The organism is Salinivibrio sp. PR6, from assembly GCF_001995955.1.
GTDB lineage: Bacteria > Pseudomonadota > Gammaproteobacteria > Enterobacterales > Vibrionaceae > Salinivibrio > Salinivibrio siamensis.
The window spans coordinates 141,020-161,037 of sequence record NZ_MUFA01000004.1 but is presented as its reverse complement, the minus strand read 5'-3'; the positions used below and the strand labels follow the sequence as shown (position 1 = coordinate 161,037).

Annotated in this window: 18 protein-coding genes and 2 pseudogenes; 8 read left to right on the top strand and 12 right to left on the bottom strand. The window is 50.5% G+C overall.

The window, feature by feature from the left end; translation table 11 throughout:
• Nucleotides 1-32 precede the first annotated feature (32 nt).
• Nucleotides 33-1,862: an ABC transporter ATP-binding protein gene (locus tag BZG72_RS04405; protein ID WP_077666176.1), complete on the top strand. Its 1,830-nt coding sequence runs from the start codon at nt 33-35 to the stop codon at nt 1,860-1,862.
• A 123-nt stretch (nt 1,863-1,985) separates the two neighbouring features.
• Here BZG72_RS04405 and BZG72_RS04400 read toward each other — a convergent pair whose 3' ends face one another.
• On the bottom strand, nt 1,986-3,503 hold the full coding sequence (locus tag BZG72_RS04400; RefSeq protein WP_046073795.1) for a fumarate hydratase: 1,518 nt from the start codon (nt 3,501-3,503) through the stop codon (nt 1,986-1,988).
• A gap of 238 nt (nt 3,504-3,741) precedes the next feature.
• Between BZG72_RS04400 and pabB the strand changes: the two genes are divergently transcribed.
• The 4 genes from pabB (at nt 3,742) to BZG72_RS04380 (ending at nt 9,029) form a co-directional block, all read left to right on the top strand.
• On the top strand, nt 3,742-5,157 hold the full coding sequence (gene pabB / locus BZG72_RS04395) for an aminodeoxychorismate synthase component 1 (RefSeq protein WP_443508075.1): 1,416 nt from the start codon (nt 3,742-3,744) through the stop codon (nt 5,155-5,157).
• Nucleotides 5,154-5,918 carry an NUDIX hydrolase gene (locus BZG72_RS04390; protein ID WP_077666175.1) on the top strand — a complete coding sequence of 255 codons (765 nt, stop codon included), beginning with the start codon at nt 5,154-5,156 and terminating at the stop codon, nt 5,916-5,918. The genes pabB and BZG72_RS04390 overlap by 4 nt, the downstream gene beginning before the upstream one ends.
• 237 nt (nt 5,919-6,155) lie before the next feature.
• Nucleotides 6,156-7,424, top strand: a complete 1,269-nt coding sequence (locus tag BZG72_RS04385; protein WP_046073120.1) for a serine/threonine transporter — start codon at nt 6,156-6,158, stop codon at nt 7,422-7,424.
• Nucleotides 7,425-7,667: 243 nt separating this feature from the next.
• Nucleotides 7,668-9,029, top strand: coding sequence for an L-serine ammonia-lyase (locus BZG72_RS04380; RefSeq protein WP_077666174.1), 1,362 nt, complete (start codon nt 7,668-7,670; stop codon nt 9,027-9,029).
• A gap of 101 nt (nt 9,030-9,130) precedes the next feature.
• Here BZG72_RS04380 and BZG72_RS04375 read toward each other — a convergent pair whose 3' ends face one another.
• Both BZG72_RS04375 and nfsA read right to left on the bottom strand, forming a co-directional pair.
• Nucleotides 9,131-9,718, bottom strand: a complete 588-nt coding sequence (locus BZG72_RS04375) for an acetate uptake transporter (RefSeq protein WP_077666173.1) — start codon at nt 9,716-9,718, stop codon at nt 9,131-9,133.
• A gap of 254 nt (nt 9,719-9,972) precedes the next feature.
• Nucleotides 9,973-10,695, bottom strand: a complete 723-nt coding sequence (gene nfsA / locus BZG72_RS04370; RefSeq protein ID WP_046073117.1) for an oxygen-insensitive NADPH nitroreductase — start codon at nt 10,693-10,695, stop codon at nt 9,973-9,975.
• Between the two features lie 247 nt (nt 10,696-10,942).
• On the opposite strand from nfsA, the gene BZG72_RS04365 reads away from it, so the two are divergent.
• Nucleotides 10,943-11,209, top strand: a complete 267-nt coding sequence (locus tag BZG72_RS04365) for a GrxA family glutaredoxin (RefSeq protein ID WP_077577726.1) — start codon at nt 10,943-10,945, stop codon at nt 11,207-11,209.
• 97 nt (nt 11,210-11,306) lie between these two features.
• Here BZG72_RS04365 and BZG72_RS04360 read toward each other — a convergent pair whose 3' ends face one another.
• Together BZG72_RS04360 and BZG72_RS04355 are read right to left on the bottom strand one after the other, a co-directional pair.
• Nucleotides 11,307-12,329 carry an alpha/beta hydrolase family protein gene (locus BZG72_RS04360; protein ID WP_077666172.1) on the bottom strand — a complete coding sequence of 341 codons (1,023 nt, stop codon included), beginning with the start codon at nt 12,327-12,329 and terminating at the stop codon, nt 11,307-11,309.
• The gene (locus BZG72_RS04355) at nt 12,326-12,988 is read right to left on the bottom strand and encodes an AraC family transcriptional regulator (protein WP_241832515.1); all 663 of its coding nucleotides are present in this window, start codon (nt 12,986-12,988) and stop codon (nt 12,326-12,328) included. The genes BZG72_RS04360 and BZG72_RS04355 overlap by 4 nt, the downstream gene beginning before the upstream one ends.
• 253 nt (nt 12,989-13,241) lie before the next feature.
• On the opposite strand from BZG72_RS04355, the gene BZG72_RS04350 reads away from it, so the two are divergent.
• Nucleotides 13,242-14,051, top strand: coding sequence for a sulfite exporter TauE/SafE family protein (locus tag BZG72_RS04350; RefSeq protein WP_077666170.1), 810 nt, complete (start codon nt 13,242-13,244; stop codon nt 14,049-14,051).
• An 84-nt stretch (nt 14,052-14,135) separates the two neighbouring features.
• On the opposite strand, the gene BZG72_RS04345 is transcribed toward BZG72_RS04350, so the two are convergent.
• The 5 genes and pseudogenes from BZG72_RS04345 to BZG72_RS04320 all read right to left on the bottom strand — a co-directional run bounded on the left by BZG72_RS04345 (nt 14,136) and on the right by BZG72_RS04320 (nt 17,800).
• Complete coding sequence (locus tag BZG72_RS04345; RefSeq protein WP_077666169.1) at nt 14,136-14,951, bottom strand: arylamine N-acetyltransferase family protein; 816 nt, start codon at nt 14,949-14,951, stop codon at nt 14,136-14,138.
• Between the two features lie 60 nt (nt 14,952-15,011).
• On the bottom strand, nt 15,012-15,500 hold the full coding sequence (locus tag BZG72_RS04340) for a GNAT family N-acetyltransferase (RefSeq protein ID WP_077666168.1): 489 nt from the start codon (nt 15,498-15,500) through the stop codon (nt 15,012-15,014).
• 120 nt (nt 15,501-15,620) lie between these two features.
• Entirely contained in the window at nt 15,621-16,262 is a 642-nt protein-coding gene (locus tag BZG72_RS04335) for a LysE family translocator (protein ID WP_077666167.1), read from the bottom strand.
• Nucleotides 16,263-16,289: 27 nt separating this feature from the next.
• Nucleotides 16,290-16,753, bottom strand: a pseudogene (locus BZG72_RS04330) (GNAT family N-acetyltransferase).
• 555 nt (nt 16,754-17,308) lie between these two features.
• The gene (locus BZG72_RS04320; RefSeq protein ID WP_077666165.1) at nt 17,309-17,800 is read right to left on the bottom strand and encodes a hypothetical protein; all 492 of its coding nucleotides are present in this window, start codon (nt 17,798-17,800) and stop codon (nt 17,309-17,311) included.
• 608 nt (nt 17,801-18,408) lie between these two features.
• Between BZG72_RS04320 and BZG72_RS16510 the strand changes: the two are divergent.
• A pseudogene (locus BZG72_RS16510) lies at nt 18,409-18,513 on the top strand (IS110 family transposase); the annotation flags it as partial.
• Nucleotides 18,514-18,749: 236 nt separating this feature from the next.
• On the opposite strand, the gene BZG72_RS04310 reads toward BZG72_RS16510, so the two are convergent.
• Together BZG72_RS04310 and BZG72_RS04305 are read right to left on the bottom strand one after the other, a co-directional pair.
• Nucleotides 18,750-19,085, bottom strand: a complete 336-nt coding sequence (locus tag BZG72_RS04310; protein WP_131828023.1) for a hypothetical protein — start codon at nt 19,083-19,085, stop codon at nt 18,750-18,752.
• A 104-nt stretch (nt 19,086-19,189) separates the two neighbouring features.
• Complete coding sequence (locus tag BZG72_RS04305; RefSeq protein ID WP_077666162.1) at nt 19,190-19,978, bottom strand: hypothetical protein; 789 nt, start codon at nt 19,976-19,978, stop codon at nt 19,190-19,192.
• Nucleotides 19,979-20,018 lie beyond the last annotated feature (40 nt).

Sequence of the window (20,018 nt, the reverse complement as noted above, 5' to 3'; positions counted from 1 at the left end):
TTGCAACTATTGCGACAAGCAAGGTCATCGTCATGTTTCACTGGTTTGAAAATCTCACCAATGCGTTTCCGGATCACGATCCGCAGAAACCACCTAAAACTCTATTTGGCTTTTGCCGCCACTACACCCGGGGCTTTGAAAAGCCGTTACTGGTGATGTCACTGCTCAGTGCCTGTGTCGCGATTGCCGAAGTCACTCTGGTGCGCTATATGGGTGATTTGGTCGACATGCTGAGCAATAGCTCACGCGCCAATTTCTGGGCTGAGAACGGCGATACCCTGCTGTCGATGGCACTGCTGGTCGTTGTCGTCATGCCTATCCTAGCCTTTATTCATTCCAACCTGCTCCATCAGGCTATTCTCGGCAATTACCCGATGTCGATCCGCTGGCTGGTGCACCGCTACCTGCTTAAACAGAGTGTCGGCTTTTTCCAGCGTGACTTTGCCGGCCGGGTGGCGACCAAAGTGATGCAAAGCGCTCAGTCGGTGCGTGAAGTGGTGATGAAACTGGTTGACTTATCGGTGTATATTTCGGTCTACTTTGTCTCCATGCTAGTGATGATTGCCAGTGCTGATGACGTGTTGGTGCTGCCGATCCTGGCCTGGCTATGCCTGTATGTATTGATTCAGGTCCTGTTTATTCCGCGCCTGAAACGCATCTCCACCGAACAGGCCAACGCCCAGTCCTCGATGACCGGCGGATTTGTCGATACCTACACCAACATCACTACGGTCAAGCTGTTCTCTCACTCAGAGCGGGAAACCGAATACGCACAAACCGGGATGAAAGCTTATCTTGCGACCGTATATCAACAGATGCGTACCCTGACCAGCCTGCTGTACAGCGTGGATCTGATTAACTATCTACTGCTGTTTTCGATGGCGGCTCTGGCGATTCATCTGTGGCTGGCCGAGAGCGTCAGCGTCGGTGTGATTGCGATTGGCATCAGCATTGTGCTTCGCTTGCAAGGTATGTCGAAGTGGATCATGTGGGAAATCCGAGGCATGTTTGAAAGCATCGGCATGGTAATCGACAGCATAAACACCGTTGCCAACGACATCGAAATAGAGGACAGCCATCAGGCCAAACCACTGGCCGTTTCTCAGGGCGAGGTTCGGTTCCGACAGGTCGATTTCCGCTACAACGAGCAGGAAGCGGTATTTGAAGCGCTCGAATTATACATTAAACCGGGCGAAAAACTCGGGCTCGTCGGGCGCTCCGGCGCGGGAAAATCCACGCTGGTCAACCTGCTGCTGCGTTTTTATGAACTCAATGCAGGCAAGATTGAAATTGACGGTCAGGATATCAGTCAGGTCACTCAGGAATCGCTGCGCCAGCAGATTGGCATGATCACGCAGGATACCTCTCTGTTGCATCGTTCGATTCGGGAAAACATCCTGTACGGCAACCCGCACGCCAGTGAAGAAGCCCTGATACACGCCAGTCGTCAGGCCGAAGCGCATGACTTTATCGAACTGCTGAAAGATGAAAGCGGCCACAGCGGCTATGACGTGCAGGTCGGCGAGCGCGGCGTGAAACTATCCGGCGGTCAGCGCCAGCGCATCGCGATTGCACGCGTTTTGCTCAAGGACGCGCCAATCCTTATTATGGATGAAGCCACTTCGGCACTCGATTCAGAAGTAGAGGCAGCGATTCAGGATAACCTGAACCAACTGATGGACAACAAGACGGTTATTGCGATTGCACACCGCCTGTCGACCATTGCTGCCATGGATCGCCTTATCGTGATGGATAAAGGCCGGATTATCGAACAGGGCTCACATCAGGAACTGCTGGAGAAGAACGGCGTCTACGCGCAGCTATGGGCGCATCAGACCGGTGGTTTTATCGGCGAAATGTAGGCCCATATCAGCACATTAAAACGCAAAAAGCCTCTATGATTGTGACCCCGTTAAACGCTGCCCGACTCAACGCCTTCTTGTTAACGCAAGCAGGCGTTAAGCCAAACAGGCACCATTAACGGATTAGTCATCCATTTCGGCTATCTTCACCTTCCAGGTGTCTGGGCCAATCTGATGCGCATTTTGTCCTTGCGCGTCGACGGCCACCGTGACCGGCATGTCTTCCACGTCAAATTCGTAGATGGCTTCCATTCCCAAATCTTCAAACGCCACCACACGTGCATGCTTAATCGCTTTTGAAACCAAATAGGCCGCGCCGCCAACCGCCATCAAGTACACGGCTTTGTGGTTTTTGATTGACTCGACCGCCGCCGGGCCACGCTCGGCTTTACCAATCATGCCCATCAAGCCGGTTTCGGCGAGCATCATATCGGTAAACTTATCCATACGGGTCGACGTGGTAGGGCCTGCAGGGCCAACCACTTCATCGCCTACCGCATCAACAGGACCCACGTAATAGATAAAGCGACCGTTAAAGTCGACGCCTTCGGGAAGGCCTTCGCCATTGCGCAGCATTTCTTGCAAGCGTTTGTGTGCGGCGTCCCGTCCAGTCAGAATCTTGCCTGATAAAAGCACGGTTTCACCGGTTTGCCAGCTTTGCACGTCTTCTTTGGTGACCGTATCCAGGTTGACACGACGTACATTCTCGCCGACTTCCCAAGTGACTTGCGGCCACTCTTCCAATTTTGGTGGTGCCAACTCGGCAGGCCCGGTACCATCAAGTGTAAAGTGAACATGACGTGTGGCGGCACAGTTCGGGATTAAGCACACAGGTTTAGACGCCGCATGGGTCGGAGCCGTTTTCACTTTGACATCCACCACCGTGGTTAAACCGCCCAGCCCTTGGGCACCGATGCCCAGCTTGTTCACACGATTGAAAATATCGAGGCGCAGCGCTTCATCGGCATTGCTTGGACCACGTTCGATAAGCGCTTGAATGTCAATGTGCTCCATCAGTGACTCTTTGGCTAACACCGCGGCTTTTTCTGCCGTGCCGCCAATGCCGATACCCAGCATGCCCGGTGGACACCAACCCGCGCCCATTGCAGGCAACGTTTTTTCTACCCACTCGGCAACATCATCCGATGGGTTGAGCATCACCATTTTGGTTTTGTTTTCAGAGCCTCCGCCCTTCGCGGCGATTTGAATATCCACGGTGTCGCCTGGCACCATATCAATATGCACCACCGCAGGGCTGTTATCACGGGTGTTTTGGCGTTTACCTGCCGGATCAGCCACCACAGAGGCACGCAACGGGTTGTCAGGATTGGTGTACGCACGTCGCACCCCTTCATCCACCATTTGCTGCACCGTCATATCGTGGCGGTCCCACTGTACGGCCATCCCTACTTTGACAAAACAGGTGACAATACCCGTGTCTTGGCAAATCGGGCGCTTGCCCTCGGCCGACATTCGCGAGTTAATCAAAATTTGCGCGATGGCATCTTTCGCCGCTTGGCTTTGCTCCTTGTTGTAGGCTTTTTCAAGGGCTTGAACAAAATCAAGAGGGTGGTAGTAAGAGATATATTGCAGGGCATCTGCAACGCTTTCGATCACGTCTTGCTGTTTAATAGTGGTCATCATTGCCTCTGGTGTCATTTGCAGGACCCAAAGCGGGTATCCAGTGTTGGGGAAGCCTTCCCCTCGTTATTATCGTTTGGCTAGGCAGTTTTACTGCTCTGTGATGAGAGAAGTCGATGGTTGACAGCAACCTCGCCTCGTCTTTTATTGTTGCTCGTGCCGGAAAAGGCCTAGCTATGATACGCTTAGCGCTATCTGCGCGCCACACGGCGTCTTAACCGTGATCACAAAAAGAAGAATGCAACCACAAAACGCCATGAAGCTCACTACCACGCCAATCGACTACGCCCCGGATCTTGCGTTGACCCTGTTTGATAAGATAGCTCATCAACCCTGGGCGATGTTGCTCCACTCGGCCACACGGACACATCCAGATAGTCGCTTCGATATCCTGGTCGCCGATCCCATCGCCACGGTGACCGCGCGCCACAACCAAGTGACCACGCGTTATCCCGATGGGCACACCACCACTGACGATCACGATCCCTTTCACTGGGTCGCACAATTACAAGCACAGCTGTTACCGGCGGTTTCTGAAATCGCCCCCTGGCCGTTTGCCGGCGGTGCCCTTGGCTATTTTGGTTATGACTTAGGGCGCTGTGTTGAAACCCTACCCTCGCGGGCTAAAGACGAGCTCAATGTCCCTGACATGGCGGTTGGCCTCTACGACTGGGCAGTGGTGATTGATCATCACAAGCATCAAGCGGTGGTGATTGCCCCTGATAGCGATCAGCGCTGGCAATGGCTCACTCATCAAGCTGCACCGTCCCGTCCATCGTTTGCACTCACCGAACGCTGGCGCGCGAACATGACCGAGGCACAATACCAGCAAAAATTTGCTCAAGTGCAAGCCTATTTACATGCCGGGGATTGCTACCAAATCAACTTAGCTCAACGCTTTTCCGCCCACTATCAAGGGGATGAATGGCACGCCTATCGTAAACTGGCCACCCGCAATGGTGCCCCCTTCTCTGGCTTTATCCGCTTGGCAGACAGCGCCATCTTATCGGTCTCGCCCGAGCGCTTTCTCTCGCTACACAACCAACAGATTGAAACCAAACCTATCAAGGGCACGCGCCCTCGCTATACCGATCCGCAACAAGATGCAGACAGCGCTCAGGCACTGAAATCGGCGGAAAAAGATCGTGCTGAAAACTTGATGATTGTCGATTTGCTCAGGAACGATATTGGCCGAGTTGCCTCGCCAGGTTCGGTTTCTGTGCCTAAACTCTTTGATATAGAGAGTTTTCCTGCCGTGCACCATATGGTGAGTACGGTCACAGGTAGGCTCCCCGAAGACAAAACTGGCCTCGATCTGCTTCGCGCGGCGTTTCCCGGTGGCTCGATTACCGGGGCACCCAAAGTACGCGCAATGGAAATAATTGAAGAACTTGAGCCACACCGTCGCCATATTTATTGCGGCAGTTTTGCCTACCTAAGCCGCTGTGGTCGCATGGATTCAAGTATTACCATTCGCACCCTGGTCGGTCATCAAGGTCAACTGCACGTGTGGGCGGGCGGTGGCTTGGTTGCTGATAGCAAGGCAGAGGCCGAGTACCAAGAGACGCTCGACAAAGTCAGCCACATTCTCCCCGTGCTGGCAGACGATGACAGCTTGGCTGCCCCTATAACTGATTTAACGGAGTCACGATGACGCTAATCGCCGAAGAGCATGCTTATTTCACGCCTATCCGCTGTACGTTACGCGCGAAAGCCGCCTCTTGGTCTGCGTCCTCGACTCATCCTCAACCCATCAGTGACGCGCCAGGCCACCCCTTATCGCCCGCGGATGTCACCCGGGCTTTTTCGTTAACCCCGCTGGCGCGCCACGACAGTCGCATTTTAAACCGCGTTCGCCTCTCACCCAGGATATTGGGAGGCGCCGATTTTCAACCTGCCGCGGTATTGATTGGCTTAGTGCCACGCGAAAACGGGATTCAACTGGTGCTAACCCAGCGCGCGAGTCACCTAAAACATCATCCTGGCCAAGTCAGTTTCCCTGGCGGCAAGCGAGAGCCATCCGATAAAGATAATACCGACACCGCCACGCGGGAAATGTGGGAAGAAACCGGGATTCGCGTTGCCCCTGACGCGATTATTGGCCACCTGTGCCCGCTTCCCACCGTCACCGGCTACTACATTCACCCCGTCCTCGCGTGGGTAGCACCGGATTACCAGCCTTATCTTGATGACAATGAAGTCGCTGCCTGCTTTGAAGTACCGTTAGATACCCTTTGCCGTCCCGGGCATATTCGCGAACAGTCTTTCCTACTGTATGGCCAGTGGCACCCTGTGTGTGCGTTTTATCACCAAGACAGACTGGTTTGGGGTGCCACTGCGCAATTACTTCGCGCATTAATCAGCCAGCTAACATTGTTTTCACCCTCGGGTAACCACTCGTCAACCCGCCCATAACCATGTAATCAATAGGGACTTAGACGCACTTTGATGCATATTTATCCAACAAATATCTATACATTCATGCCTATATAGAAGCGCAATCCGCTCTCCGTTATTGATAGTCATCACATTTTGGTGCAATAGTCTGCGCACTGCTTTTCATATAGCGATCTAGCTCTTGGTTTTCTCTGTGGAAATCGCCAGAATTCGCCTTCCCTGATTCCTGTTCCCTACAATGTGAGTAGTATTGTTATGCAAACAACCTCGACGACTGGTACCAGTGCAACGTCGCGCCCGCGCTGGACCAAACAAGATACAACCTGGGCGCTTTCCCTTTTTGGCACCGCGGTTGGCGCGGGTATTCTTTTCCTTCCGATCAACGCAGGCATGAGCGGCTTTTGGCCTCTCGTGGTCATGACCTTGCTTGTTGGCCCAATGACCTTCTTTGCCCACCGCGGCCTCTCTCGTTTTGTTTTATCTTCTAAAAATGCAGGCAGCGACATTACCGAAGTGGTTGAAGAGCACTTTGGTGTTGGCGCGGGCAAACTGATCACCTTGCTGTACTTCTTTGCAATCTATCCGATTGTGTTGATCTACGGCGTCGGGATCACCAACACCGTCGACTCCTTCTTGGTCAACCAGCTTGGCATGGCGTCGCCACCACGTGCGATCCTCTCGCTAGCGCTTATTCTCGGCATGATGTCGGTGATGCTACTGGGCGAAAAAATGATGCTGCGTGTCACTCAGTTTTTGGTCTATCCGCTGGTTGGTATTTTGGTCTTTATGTCCATCTACCTGATCCCAGAGTGGAACACCGCGGCGCTATCGCAAGTGCCATCTGCCGGTGACTTTGCCATTACCCTTTGGATTTCGATCCCGGTACTGGTTTTTGCGTTTAACCACAGCCCGGCCATTTCGTCTTTCTCATTGGCACAGCGTCGTGACCATGGCGACGAAGCGGAATACAAGTCTGGTCAAATCTTGATGCGCTCGGCCGCCATGTTGGTCGGTTTCGTGATGCTGTTTGTCTTCTCTTGCGTGCTGTCCCTCACGCCAGCAGATCTGGCAGCGGCAAAAGCGGAAAACATCGCAATCCTTTCTTATTTGGCCAACAAGCATGAAAGCCCGTTCATTTCCTTCTTGGGTCCATTGGTGGCCTTTGTCGCGATTGTGTCCTCGTTCTTTGGTCACTACCTAGGCGCACGTGAAGGCCTGAACGGAATTGCCACCAAAGCGCTGCGCAGCATGGGGAAACCCGTTGATCGCAAAAAAATCGACGTGTTCACGGTGGTATTCATGATCCTGACCATTTGGTTAGTCGCCACCCTAAATCCAAGCATTTTGGGGATGATTGAATCACTTGGCGGCCCAATCATTGCCACCATCCTGTTTATTATGCCAATGTATGCCGTGAAAAACGTGCCAGCAATGCAGAAATATTCAGGTACAATCAGCAACGCCTTTGTTCTGATTATGGGGCTGGTGGCAATTTCCGCGATTACGTACAGCATGATCTCTTAATCACTAACGATTCTGAATCAGCCGTTTTGCTTAATCGAACACAGCGCGCGCAGCAGGCGCTATAGGACTGCTGCGTTGGGCTCTATGCCCACCGCATCCATCGATGTTTGCGGCTAACAAGGAGCAGTGAAGGCTGCTCCTTTTCATTATGGCGAGCGTGCGCTTGCCATCACAGTCAATACCATGGACGGATGGCGTAAACACTAAATCCATTGCCCTTAGGGCATTGACTGAGGTAAACACATGATCAGTGTTTTTGACATTTTTAAGATTGGCGTTGGCCCATCCAGTTCTCATACGGTTGGCCCAATGAAAGCGGGCAAGTGCTTTGTTGATGAGCTCACCGCCAGTCAGCGTTTAACCGACGTCGATCGCGTCACGGTTGACGTATACGGCTCATTGTCACTCACCGGTAAAGGCCATCACACCGACATCGCCACGATTATGGGCTTAGCAGGCAACAGCCCTGAAACCGTTGATATCGATTCGATTCCCAGCTTTATTAAGCGGGTAGAAGAGACAGAGCAATTGCCACTGGGTGAGCAACAGCACGCCGTCGCCTTCCCGCGTGATGGAGGGATGAACTTTCATACCTCTAACCTCTCACTGCACGAGAACGGCATGCAAATCCATGCCTGGCAAGGCGATGAGTGTGTACTGAGTAAAACCTATTACTCGATTGGCGGTGGCTTTATTGTTGAAGAAGCCGAATTTGGTCAGCCTGCCATGCAAGCGGTGCAAGTCCCTTACGACTTCAATAGCGCTGACGGCCTACTGACACTCACCCAAGAAACCGGTTTTTCGATCAGCGGCTTGGTGATGGCCAACATGCGCAGCATGCACAGCCAGGACGAGATTGATACCTACTTCGCTGACATTTGGAAAACCATGCAGGCGTGTATGGCGCGCGGGATGGAAAACGAAGGCGTGTTACCCGGCCCGCTGCGTGTGCCGCGCCGTGCTGCCGCCTTACGTCATCAACTAAAAACCAGCGAAAAATATAACATTGATCCCATGGCCGTGGTCGATTGGGTGAACATGTTTGCCTTTGCCGTTAACGAAGAAAACGCTGCCGGTGGCCGCGTGGTGACCGCGCCCACCAATGGCGCATGTGGCATTATTCCTGCGGTGCTGGCCTACTACGACAAATTTATCGAGCCGGTTGATAAGTCAATCTACACTCGTTTTTTTGCCGCCTCCGGCGCGATTGGTGGTTTGTACAAGCAAAACGCCTCTATCTCAGGTGCCGAAGTCGGTTGCCAAGGCGAAGTGGGCGTCGCCTGCTCTATGGCCGCCGCTGGCCTCGCTGAGCTGATGGGCGGTAGCCCGCACCAAGTTTGTATGGCGGCCGAAATCGCTATGGAGCACAACTTAGGCCTCACTTGTGACCCGGTTGCCGGGCAAGTACAGGTGCCTTGCATTGAGCGCAACGGCATTGCCGCGGTGAAATCCATTAATGCCTCACGCATGGCACTTCAGCGTTCGTCCGAGCCGCGTGTATCACTGGATAAAGTGATTGAAACCATGATGGAAACCGGCAAAGACATGAACGCCAAATACCGCGAAACCTCACAAGGTGGGTTAGCCGTGAAAGTGATGTGTTAATCCTTCACTGTCAGGCTTAATCGCGGATAAAAAAAGCTCGGCCTCTGATGGCCGAGCTTTTTTAGATCTCAACAATGTACCAGGCTTTTAGTATCAGACGTTTACGCCGTTTGCGGCGCTAGCGCTGCTTTTTGCTCACCAACGGGCAACACAGTACGGCCGTACTCTTCGTTAAGCACCTGCGCCATCGCGAAGTAAATCGCACTCAAACCACACACAATGCCCTCAAAGCCTGCAATGGTGCCAATCAGTGCACTGCCGGTAAAATCGCGCGCTGCCAGCAAGAAGAAAAGTACGGTCAAGCTAGCAAAGACAAACTGCTTAGCCAGGCAGTAACGGCGTGAACCGATGTACATAAAGCCGGTAAACACACCCCACATCACCAAGTACCAACCCATAAAGCCCGCTGGGCTCGGTTGAGCAATCCCCATTTCTGGCATGACGATTAGCCCTACGAGCGTCAGCCAAAACAGGCCATAAGAGGTGAATGCCGTGGTACCAAAGGTATTGCCCTTTTTGAATTCCATGATGCCGACAATCACTTGCGCCAAGCCACCATAAAAAATGCCCATCGCCAAGATCATGCTATCGATAGGGAAAAAACCCGCATTATGAATGTTCAATAATACCGTGGTCATTCCGAAACCCATCAACCCCAAAGGGGCAGGATTTGCCAGTTTGTTTTCCATCAGAGCCCTACTTCGTATAAAAACAATTTAATGTTGAAAATGAGCGCGGATAGTGTCAGATAAAAGTGATTATCACGCGCAAAAACGCGGCAATATTACGGTTTACAGGACAGATGTAAATAGGTTTTAGCGCTTAGAGGCAGGATTAGACAATAAATCCATCAAATCAGATAGCAAACTGGACAAAATGAGGCGATAAATAATAAAAAAGCAGCAAAACGCTGCTTTTTTATCCATCACGTTTAGGCGCTCTCTTAACGGGTGCTAAACCCTTTACTGTGCAGAAAATCTTTCATAAACGGACGCGCTTCTTTTTCTAGCGTGGCGGAGATCTGCTCGCTCCAACTCATGTCTTTATTGCCGCCCGTGCGCGTTTGATAATACTCGCGCACTTGGTTGTCATAGTCGCTTAGCGCCGCCTCATCGATGGCTTGATAGCTGTTTTCGTGCACCAAAAGCTGTGCAGGTAATTTAGGCTTGGTTTCTGGGTCTTGCGCCGGCACACCCAAGCACATACCAAACAAAGGCATCACGTGATTCGGCATCGCCAACAACTCGGCCACCTTTTCCGGCTGATTGCGTAAGCCACCGATATATACGCCGCCAAGGCCCATCGATTCCGCTGCCACCATCGCATTTTGCGCCATAATCGCGCCATCAATCGCACCGATAAGCGTCTGCTCGGTAAAGCCCAATTTGGCATTAGGGTTGATTTGCTCGTGACGATGGAAGTCCGCACACCACACCAAAAACTCCGCACAATCGGCCACATACGCTTGGTTGCCCGCGTATTCTGCCAATAAGCGTCGTTTTTCTTTGTCCGTCACACGAATAATGCTGGTGCATTGTAAGAAGCTTGAGCTCGATACCGCGCGCGCCGCATCAATAATCTGGGTTAATTGCTCGGGAGAAATGGCATCTTGAGTAAATTTGCGAATAGAGCGGTGAGAAAGAAGTGTCTCAATCGTTGGATTCATTGTGCTTCCTTATTTGACGTTGAGCCGTAAAAGCGGGACTTGATGGTTTTACACCTTTATACTCAGCGAAGCAATCACCCTGCTCTGGCGCTTTATGTCCCACTCACCCCACAAGCACGTGATCCCACGCACTGGCACGCCTTGACGCTTATCATCGGTTTTTCCTATTGGTGCGAGAGGGAAATTCATCTTTTCTAACGCGCGCCCATCAGGCATAGTAAGAACATTAACGCTAAAGGAGATGAATATGTTCGTCGTGATTTTTGGTCGCCCCGGCTGCCCATTCTGTGTTCGCGCTAAAGACCTCGCGGAAGAGCTAAAAACAAACCGTGACGATTTCAACTACCGTTATGTTGATATCCACGCAGAAGGCATCAGCAAAGCCGACCTAGAAAAAACCGTCGGCAAGCCGGTTGAAACCGTGCCACAAATCTTTGTTGACCAAGAGCACGTTGGCGGCTTTACCGAATTTGAAGCCTACGCCAAAGAAAACCTCGGCCTTTTCCAAGACTAATTTGCCGAGTGACCGATTTAAAAAAAACCAGCTCATTGGCTGGTTTTTTTGTGTTCTGTGTTCGTGACGACCTTGCACATATACACCAGTCAGCCCGTCATTGGTGATCAATAAAGCGGGTAATCGCATTCATAATCAGCCTATGCACCTCTTCTCGGGATTGTTGCTCTGACGTTTGGCAAAGATTGTCTTCCCCTTCCAATGCTAATATCTGCACACCTTTTGCCGTACACCGACTAAAGGCACTAAAAATGGTGGTATGGGGCGTTGTCATTAGCGTCATATTCGGAATCGCGGCAATAGACTCAGCGACCTCCAGTTCCGGCAGCGCAGCCTGACGGCCACGAATATCCATTACTTTCACGGGTATCTTGATGTCACCAAGACTCTGCGCATCCAATGTTTTGGTTAATTCAGGATTAATCGCCACAATGGCTTTGACACGATCATCGTGATTGGTACGACTAAGCATGGACTCAGACACCTTGCTCAAATCCACCTGGTTTTTCTCTAGCCATTGGCAATCAATATTCACCCCTTCCTGTGCGCAAGATTGCTTGTAAAGCGCCGGCTCAAATCTCGCCCCCGCCAGTGACAGCATGGACGTGCCGCCTAAGAAAAACCCAACCCCATACACATGGTCAGTGTCGATCGCCTGCTTAAACGGCTCGGTATCTATGAGATGCGTCAAACTGATTGATAGATCGCTCGGCCGCAACCACAATTCGCTTGGTGCCGACGTAACATTCGCGGCCGAAAACCCAAGTTGCTGCAGTACCACCACGATAAATCCCGCTTTAGCCAAACCGGACGCCACCCACCCCGCGTGGAAGGGCGCTGCACGCATGCCGCCATGTGCCAACAGCACAACAGGGTGTTTGCCCGACGCAACCGGCGCATTCCGGTTGGTTTTCGTCCCTACAAATACTTTGTTTTTGCCGAACTCAAAATGGGTTGAATCCAATGTGGTGGGATACCAAATATCTACCTCGATCGTCGATTCACGCTCGGGGTTAAACACCGTCTGTGAAGCCAAACCACTGGTTGCAAACTCCTTGGCACTCACAGTGAAGGACAATGCCAACCCAACCATTGCCGTCAACCATCGTTTTATGTTCATCGCACGTCCTTACGCTGTGAGCCAGAAAAATAATAGGCCGGAGGATGCCCCATTGCCTTTTTAAACATGGCGATAAAATTACTTGGGGTCGCGTAGCCTAAAGCAAAGGCCACATCGCCCACCCGTTCACCTTGCGCCAATAGTGCTAATGCGTGATTCAACTGCGCTTGGTTTCGCCATTGCACAAAAGTCAGGCCGGTTTCGGCGGGCATTAAACGCCGCAGTGTTCGGGCTGATAAAGCCCCCACTTCAGCCCACTGCTCCGCAGTATTTTTGCTATCTGGCTGACGTAAAATCGCCTCGGCAACGCGCACTAATCGCGGATCAGTTGGCATCGGTAGATAAAGCGCTTCAGCCTCTGCGGTGCGGATTTCATCAATGATCACATCCGCAATGCGTCGGTTCTCCGCAGTAAGCTGCGCTTGATCCCATTCAGCGCTTCGCACCACCATCGACTCCAGCATTTGATTCAACCCGACCACTTGGGGGCGATTCGGCAACGACTGGCATACGGCAGGTAAAAGTAACACCGAATAGCCGCTCACCGCATTACAAAAAAGCACGCTATGTTTCGCGTTGGGCGGGATCCAGCCAGCGCGAGACGGTGGCAACACCCATGTGCCCTCGGCCGTTTTTATCTGCACCAGTCCCGATTGCACACATAAAAGCTGCCCTCTATGGTGCCTGTGCCAGTGATACCGCTTAGTGTCTCTTTTACCATTATCAGCCTCACGTGACCACGAACAGGTGATCAGCGCCGCGCCTGACGCTCTTTCACTTGTCTCCCAAACGCCCATGCCGCTCTCCCTACTTGGCCATATTTCATTATTATTAGGCCAAAGCGCATTAACATGCCAATGCAATAACACCCTACAGTGAAGCCTTGTGGTTAGCAAAAGAAAGGAACAGTCGATGATCGACGTAACATTCGCCATTTATTACGCGTTATTAGGGATGGGAGTTGGCTTTATTGCCGGTTTAGTGGGTGTGGGAGGAGGTGGGTTAACGGTGCCAGCCTTTACCTTATTGTTTGCCGCGCAAGGGATTGGCGACCAACACGTCGTCCATATGGCGCTCGGGAGCTCAATGGCCGCGATGGTGTTCACCACCTTCAGTAGTATGCGTGCCCATTATGCCAAAGGCCACGTCCAGACATCGCTTGCCTTTAATATGGCGATAGGTGTGATGGCCGGCACCTTTATCGCCACCACCATAGCCGCGGCCGTCAACGGTGTGGCACTCGCTCTCTTTTTTAGTCTGTTTATGCTTTATGTGGCTTACAAAATGTTCCAACCCAAACGCCCACAAGCCAACTTAACGCCACACAAACCGGCAGGCAATGTCGCGGTCGGTACACTGATTGGCACCGTCTCTGCCCTCGTCTCAGTCAGCGGCGCCGGCATGATCGTCCCCTATTTAATCGGCCAAAACTTAGCAGTAAAAAACGCGGTTGGCACCTCGGCAGCGATTGGGTTTCCACTCGCCATCACAGGCACCTTGGGATATTTACTCAACGGCTGGGAAAACACCACACCGGAGCAACTGACATTTGGCTATATCTATCTGCCCGCGGTGGTGTTGTTCTCGCTCGCCAGTTACTTCTCGGCACCACTGGGTGTAGCCTGTGCCGCACGCTTGCCCGCCGATAAACTGAAAAAGACACTAGGCGTGCTATCCCTCTTGCTCAGTATAAAAATGCTCATGCATGTTTTGCAGGGTTAACGTCACACCGATAAACGGTTCACAAACCCAAAAGCCAGCAATGTGCTGGCTTTTGGCTTAATACACAAAGTTGCGTATCGTTTTTTACGCCGCCGCGTTGGCCGCTACCTGTGCAAACGCGGTTTCCAACACCGCTTTCGGCGGTTGCAATAAAAACACCTCATGAACCAACTGAGTTAATGCCTCGACGCTATCGATGCTTTTATCGGTAATGAATTGCCCTGCCGCATCCCAGACCAAAAACTGCTGATTACGAATCAAATAGCGGTGTGAAGCGGTGATCAACGACACCACAAGGTTATTGACGAAAACCGCATCGGAGTGTTGATGAGAATAGAAATGCGCCACTTCAAAGTCGGCTTCTACCACATCATAAAGCTCAACCTCGTACAGTGTTAATGGCGGTTGCTCGGGCTCGTGTAATACCACCGTCACTACATCGCCATTGCGCGTGATTTGATAGGTATCGTGCCCGATATTGCAGGTGCACTGATTGATATTGAGTAACCCGCGCGGGGTTTTATTGCCAAAACCAACGTCCACCAGATACGTTTCACCATCGAGCTCAAGCACATTCATACGGTGAGTGCGGGGATTGGTGGGTTTACCATTAAGCATCACCCGCGCCAGCACACTGCGCACATCAAACCCCAAATGTTTCAGGGCAAGATAGGCAATTTTATTGTGCTCAAAACAATAGCCGCCTTGTTGATTCACCACCAACCGTTCAAACAAGGCTTCCGTCTGCAAAGAAAGCGACTGCCCTGCCAAGGCATTGAGGCTAGAGAATGCATACCGCGCCAAGTGCTTTTCAATAAGTTCAGTGACCAGTGCCACGCCCTTCGCCTCACTCAACGCGAGGCGATGTAAATACTGTTCAATCATGGGTGCTGATGTCATCGTCGACTCCTTATGTGAGTGGCACCAGATTAATCCCTCAAGTTGGGTTGAGGTAAAGCGTTAATCGGATGATAGGAGCGACTTTTCCATACGTAGCAATACCCATGACTCACCGCGAAATGAACGCATACCGCTTTCTCGAGAAGTGACCACAAACCCCAATGACTCATAGCACCGTTTAGCCGCGGTGTTGTGCTCAAACACTGCGAGCGATAACGCGTCAGCACGATATTCTGACGTAGCCAATTGGATAAGCTGCCAGAGCATTTGATTGGCGATGCCTTGACCGCGAAACGGCTTAGCGATAAAAACACGACAAATGCGAAAGTGATCCTCACTGGTTTTGACCAACTCTGCGTATCCCGCGCTCTCCCCCGAGACAGAAAACATAAAAGGCCACACGTCGGGTTGTGCACAATGCTGGCTAAGCTGGTGCGCGTTTAACGGAAAATCGAAGGTTGGGCCGCCCCATTGGTAGTTTAATTCGTCTGAGTCGATCCAGTTTATCAATCGCTCATAGTCCGATTGAGTGAAGGCTCTGAGTGTCATTTATTGAGGTTCCGATACTCATGATTACGTCAGTAATAGTGCGACAATTTTCTTTATCAAAGGGCTGAGTCCCGCGCACCTAGCAATAACACGTTACTCTAGCGCCTTGTGTGTCACGACTCACGCAGGATTGCGGCTAAAGGCGGAACGTAGCAACCCTAATCCTGCCAACGCAAAGATCCCAGATACGACGCGCTCAACCCAATGCGCCACTTTTTGGTAGACGTTCATCACGCCGTTGATTGAAAACAACAGAGAGTACATCCCATTCACCAAAAAGCCGACCAGCATACAAGTCAGCACCGCAGCGACAAGAAATAGTCCATCGCTGCTTGAGCCCATCCCAACCGACAAAGCCGCCATCCATGCCACCACGGTTTTGGGATTGGAGGAATTTAAAACCACGCCACGAACAAACCACTTTCGGTATCCCACTTCTTGGTTATCGTTTGTGGAGACCGTCGCGGCGGCGTTAAAGGATGATTTAAAAGAAAGGTAAGCCAGCCATAGAAGATAAACGCCACCCACGATTTTTAGCAGCATGAGTAAATATACCGACCCTTGTAGCACCACACCCAAGCCACTGGCGGCAACAATGCCCCAAAACAGCAGCCCAATGGATAACCCTGCGCCGTAAACAAGGCTAACTTTTCGGCCCTTACTCATGGCGATGGTTGCGTTGGAGATGTTCGCCGGCCCCGGGGAGACCGCGACAACAAAAAATGCGAACCCTATTGAAACGAGTGATAAAGCGTCAGCCATCCTTGCTCCTTATTATCGATGTTGTGTTTAAAGTGGTTTTTCCATCGGCACGCAATCCAAACGGCTCCCTTTGGGGAGTGATACGTTGATACCTCATCGCCCACAAAGCCGCATGCGCGATAAAAGGGCGCTGCATTGAGCGTGGACTTGAGCGTTAGCAATCGCAAGCCCTGCTCTTTCGCTAGGTGCTCTAAAAACTGAAGCATCTTTTTCGCCGTGCCCCTGCCACTGTAATATGGCTCTACGAAGATGGCATCGACTAGACCAGTTTGTGTGTTGAGCTTACCGCTACCGATAACCTGCCCGTCCATTTCAGAGACGTAAAACGTATCAACCACGTCGGTAATAAAGCGCTCAGACACGCTACCCTGCGTCCAAAGTGAAAGCTGCTCTTCCGTATAGTGCGCCGAACACTTAGCCAAAATAGCTCGGCTTTTTAAATCAAAAATAGCTTGCGCATCGCTTTGGTTAGCTTTTCTAATGGTGATCAAAACGCGTCCTTGTATGAGTGGGTCGAGTGACTATGTATTAAGTCAAGAAGGTAAAGAGTTTGTATTCTTGCTTGGTCACTAGGGGTAAGTCCAGTGTTAAATTTGGTGAATGCTACCCTGCCTTTTAGCTCGTTTTGCACGGCAGGCCCACTGATCTCATAAGATGGTCGATGCGTGTCCAATAGAACGGCTCAAGTCCAGAATCGCTCTTAAACGTTTGTTGTGTTCGTAGCTATTTGAAGCCACTGATATTTACAAAACTACGTCTGGCCAATGCAACAGACTTGCTCAAGCTAGGTGCTGTAACACTTCAATTTGGATGTCTCTCAGTAAGTTTTGAGTATGCTCCGACTGTAAATTAAGTTCGCACCAGCCGTCAGTTCCCATATACTCAGCAGAAATATAGCTAATATCTTTAATACCACTTTCATTGTTGAGGATTCCGGATAGTCGGAAAATACCTAACTTTGTGTGGATTCTGCTAATTTTGAAGTTTTCCATAAACCTCCAAGAACATAAAGCCGCAATCACGCGCTTGTCGCGTGTATTACCTGGTTATGTACTCATCTCGTTAAAAATACTGTCCTGAATTTCTCTTAGTTGTGCCGCCTTTGAAAAAAGAAAATCGTCATACTTAGCTCCAATGATGGCACCAGTCCCACCAAGGATGAGGCTCACAACACGAGTAACGCTATCACCTTTGGCATCTGACGAAATCCGCCACTGTTCGACCTGTTCGCCTATTTGGGGATTAAGCGATTTTATAACCGTTTCGGTATAGCGAAGCCTCTCATCAAGGGACCTGAGCTTTTCTGTTCTCTCTGGCGACCAATCTTGTTTTGCTGTTGCGTGGACGTCCGCAAAGGTAGCAATCAATAACTGCATATTCTTTAGTAGATCGTCTCCTTTCAGCAGCTGTTGCCTACCTTTAGTGATAGCACGTTGAAGTTTGTACGCGAAACATGATGCAACTGCTGCCGCCAATGTCGCCACTCCGGCGAACACTGTCGCTCCTGCTGAAACCCAGTCTGGATCAACCTCTGACATTACCTACTCCAAAAGTATTCATTGGTGTATAACGCCGCCAGCACGCGCGACTCAGTAGTGGAGCCGAAGCCGCAACGGAAAAGCCGTCGCTGTGCCTAGCATGGTTATATAGTTTACCGTAGCCCTCTGGACCACACTGTTTTAACTACACCAAAAAACCGACAATCTATCTCTATCGGACCAGAATGAGGGGAGTCCAATGTGGCCGAAAAGAGTATCTGACACGGGTAATCGTCATATTGAAATGGCACGCCCTCCCTGCTCAGAAAGAACTCTATGTAATTCCGGTCATTCTCCAATTCAAACGGTGAATCGTAACCGGTGGTTAATTCAAAATCATGCCTCCCTATCGGATCGGCTTCTATGCTCCAACTTATATTTTTCAAATGATCTATAGGAAAGGGCCGGCTATCCTCGAATAGCGCCACCGGATTAAAGTGCAAATTCATCGACTGACGCCTGTTTTCATAGGACGTCACCGTTGCTGTACTCAAATGGACTCTCATTTACTACTCATATTCGACGGTGTAGTGCATAACGAATGACATGGATTTCCCCTCTTGAAGATCTGCCACACTTAGGTGCGGCCTTTAATACCGGAGGTAAACATGTCTACTCAATTCTTTTGTGGCGTTGATCTCGCCAAGTACCACTTTTCTCTTCACGCGGTGGATGACCACGGAAAAGTCATTCTTCATAATTCGTTCCCACGCTGGAGCGTGGGAACGAGGAATAATGTCTAATAGTCCTGTCACATGATTGGCAGGCAGCGCGGTGAGAACGCAGTAAGAGGCCTTCTATATGTGTTTGCCGTAAGCAATGACTTAATGGCGGAAATGACAGAACGAAGCAGACGGCTTTGTTGTTCGAGAGCATTAGCTGCTGACGCAGCCAGAAGAGTGCTATTGCCTATTGCCCGGAGAAGGGCTCATATGTGTTATAACCGTGTTTATTGCTTGGTAGGTTGCTCAATTTGAGGCTCAGCTTTCGAAACATTACTATCACTTGGATTCAAAAGCATACCTGCGCCTAGACCTAGCATGAATATAAACAAACGAACTAACGTAGGGCGAATAAACCATTCTCTAAATTTTGTTGGCTTGTTTCTCGCTAAGTGCTCCAAAGCCACAACCGTTGGTTTAAGGTGTGTTGACTGCGAATCATAAATCTCGCCATAGTACTCGATCAAAAACTCCGAAGCTTTCTTATGATCTTGCTTAGTAATATTCGGATTTAAAGCCATTTTCAAATGTTCTTTAACACTTTCATTGGTAAATTTTGCCAACAATATTCTCCTTTTTCTTCGAAGGTTATAACGCCGCGCTTTGCGGCTGGTTTGTAGCGCAGCGGAAAACCAGTCCGACAACAGCGCTTTGTTACAAAACATTCTCAGAACACCGTTTTAATGACTTTTTGAACGCCCTCAACGAGCTCAAGCACGTCCTCTTTTGTAGGTTCCCGATCTTTATTGTGATCGCAAAGATTCCGCAAGTCGCCAAGATGCTGAATGAACCTCCACTTCGGCGTGTCTATTACATCGTTCTCTTTTAGCAACTGATAAAAGTCGGAAATAGACGGATGCTTCTTTCGAGACTTAAGATTATGCATATCGCAAACGTGGCCTAGGTGCTTTTCTAGAACCACACCGGCAATTGCCCCAGCACCACGAACAAAGCCTTTTTTTGCCAACTCCTGTGCTGCGCTAAGTTCAGAATCAAAAAGATCCGCTTGCAGTATTTCCTGAATATCAAAAAGCGAACTATCCAGACGCTTCTCCACAGCAGTTAAAATCGCATTTTGCACCTGCATTTTTCCTATGGCCGCTGATTTGTCTGCTACTACGTCCTGCTGATAACCCCTGGTTGTTCTGAGGCCATATAGATAATCCGATATACCATAGGTAAGAAACGAAATTTCCTTTCTTTTCTCGTCCTTGTATTGGCGTTTAAAATCTTCGAGGCGATCAGGCAACAGTTGCTTTACCAAAGCGAGAGCCTCCGAATACCAAGAATCATATTCGTCCGTGAAATTGGGAAGTTTTATCTTGTTCTCTTTGAGTTGCTTAGTTATCTCATCAGGCAACCCAGAAACATCGTCAAGCATGGCTAGGTACAGGTGATTGCCTCTGGCAACAAGCGAGCGGACTTCCTTTTTAATGGATTCAACTTTAGATAACACCGATATCTCCTATGCTTTGTAACGCCCAATTAAGGGTGAA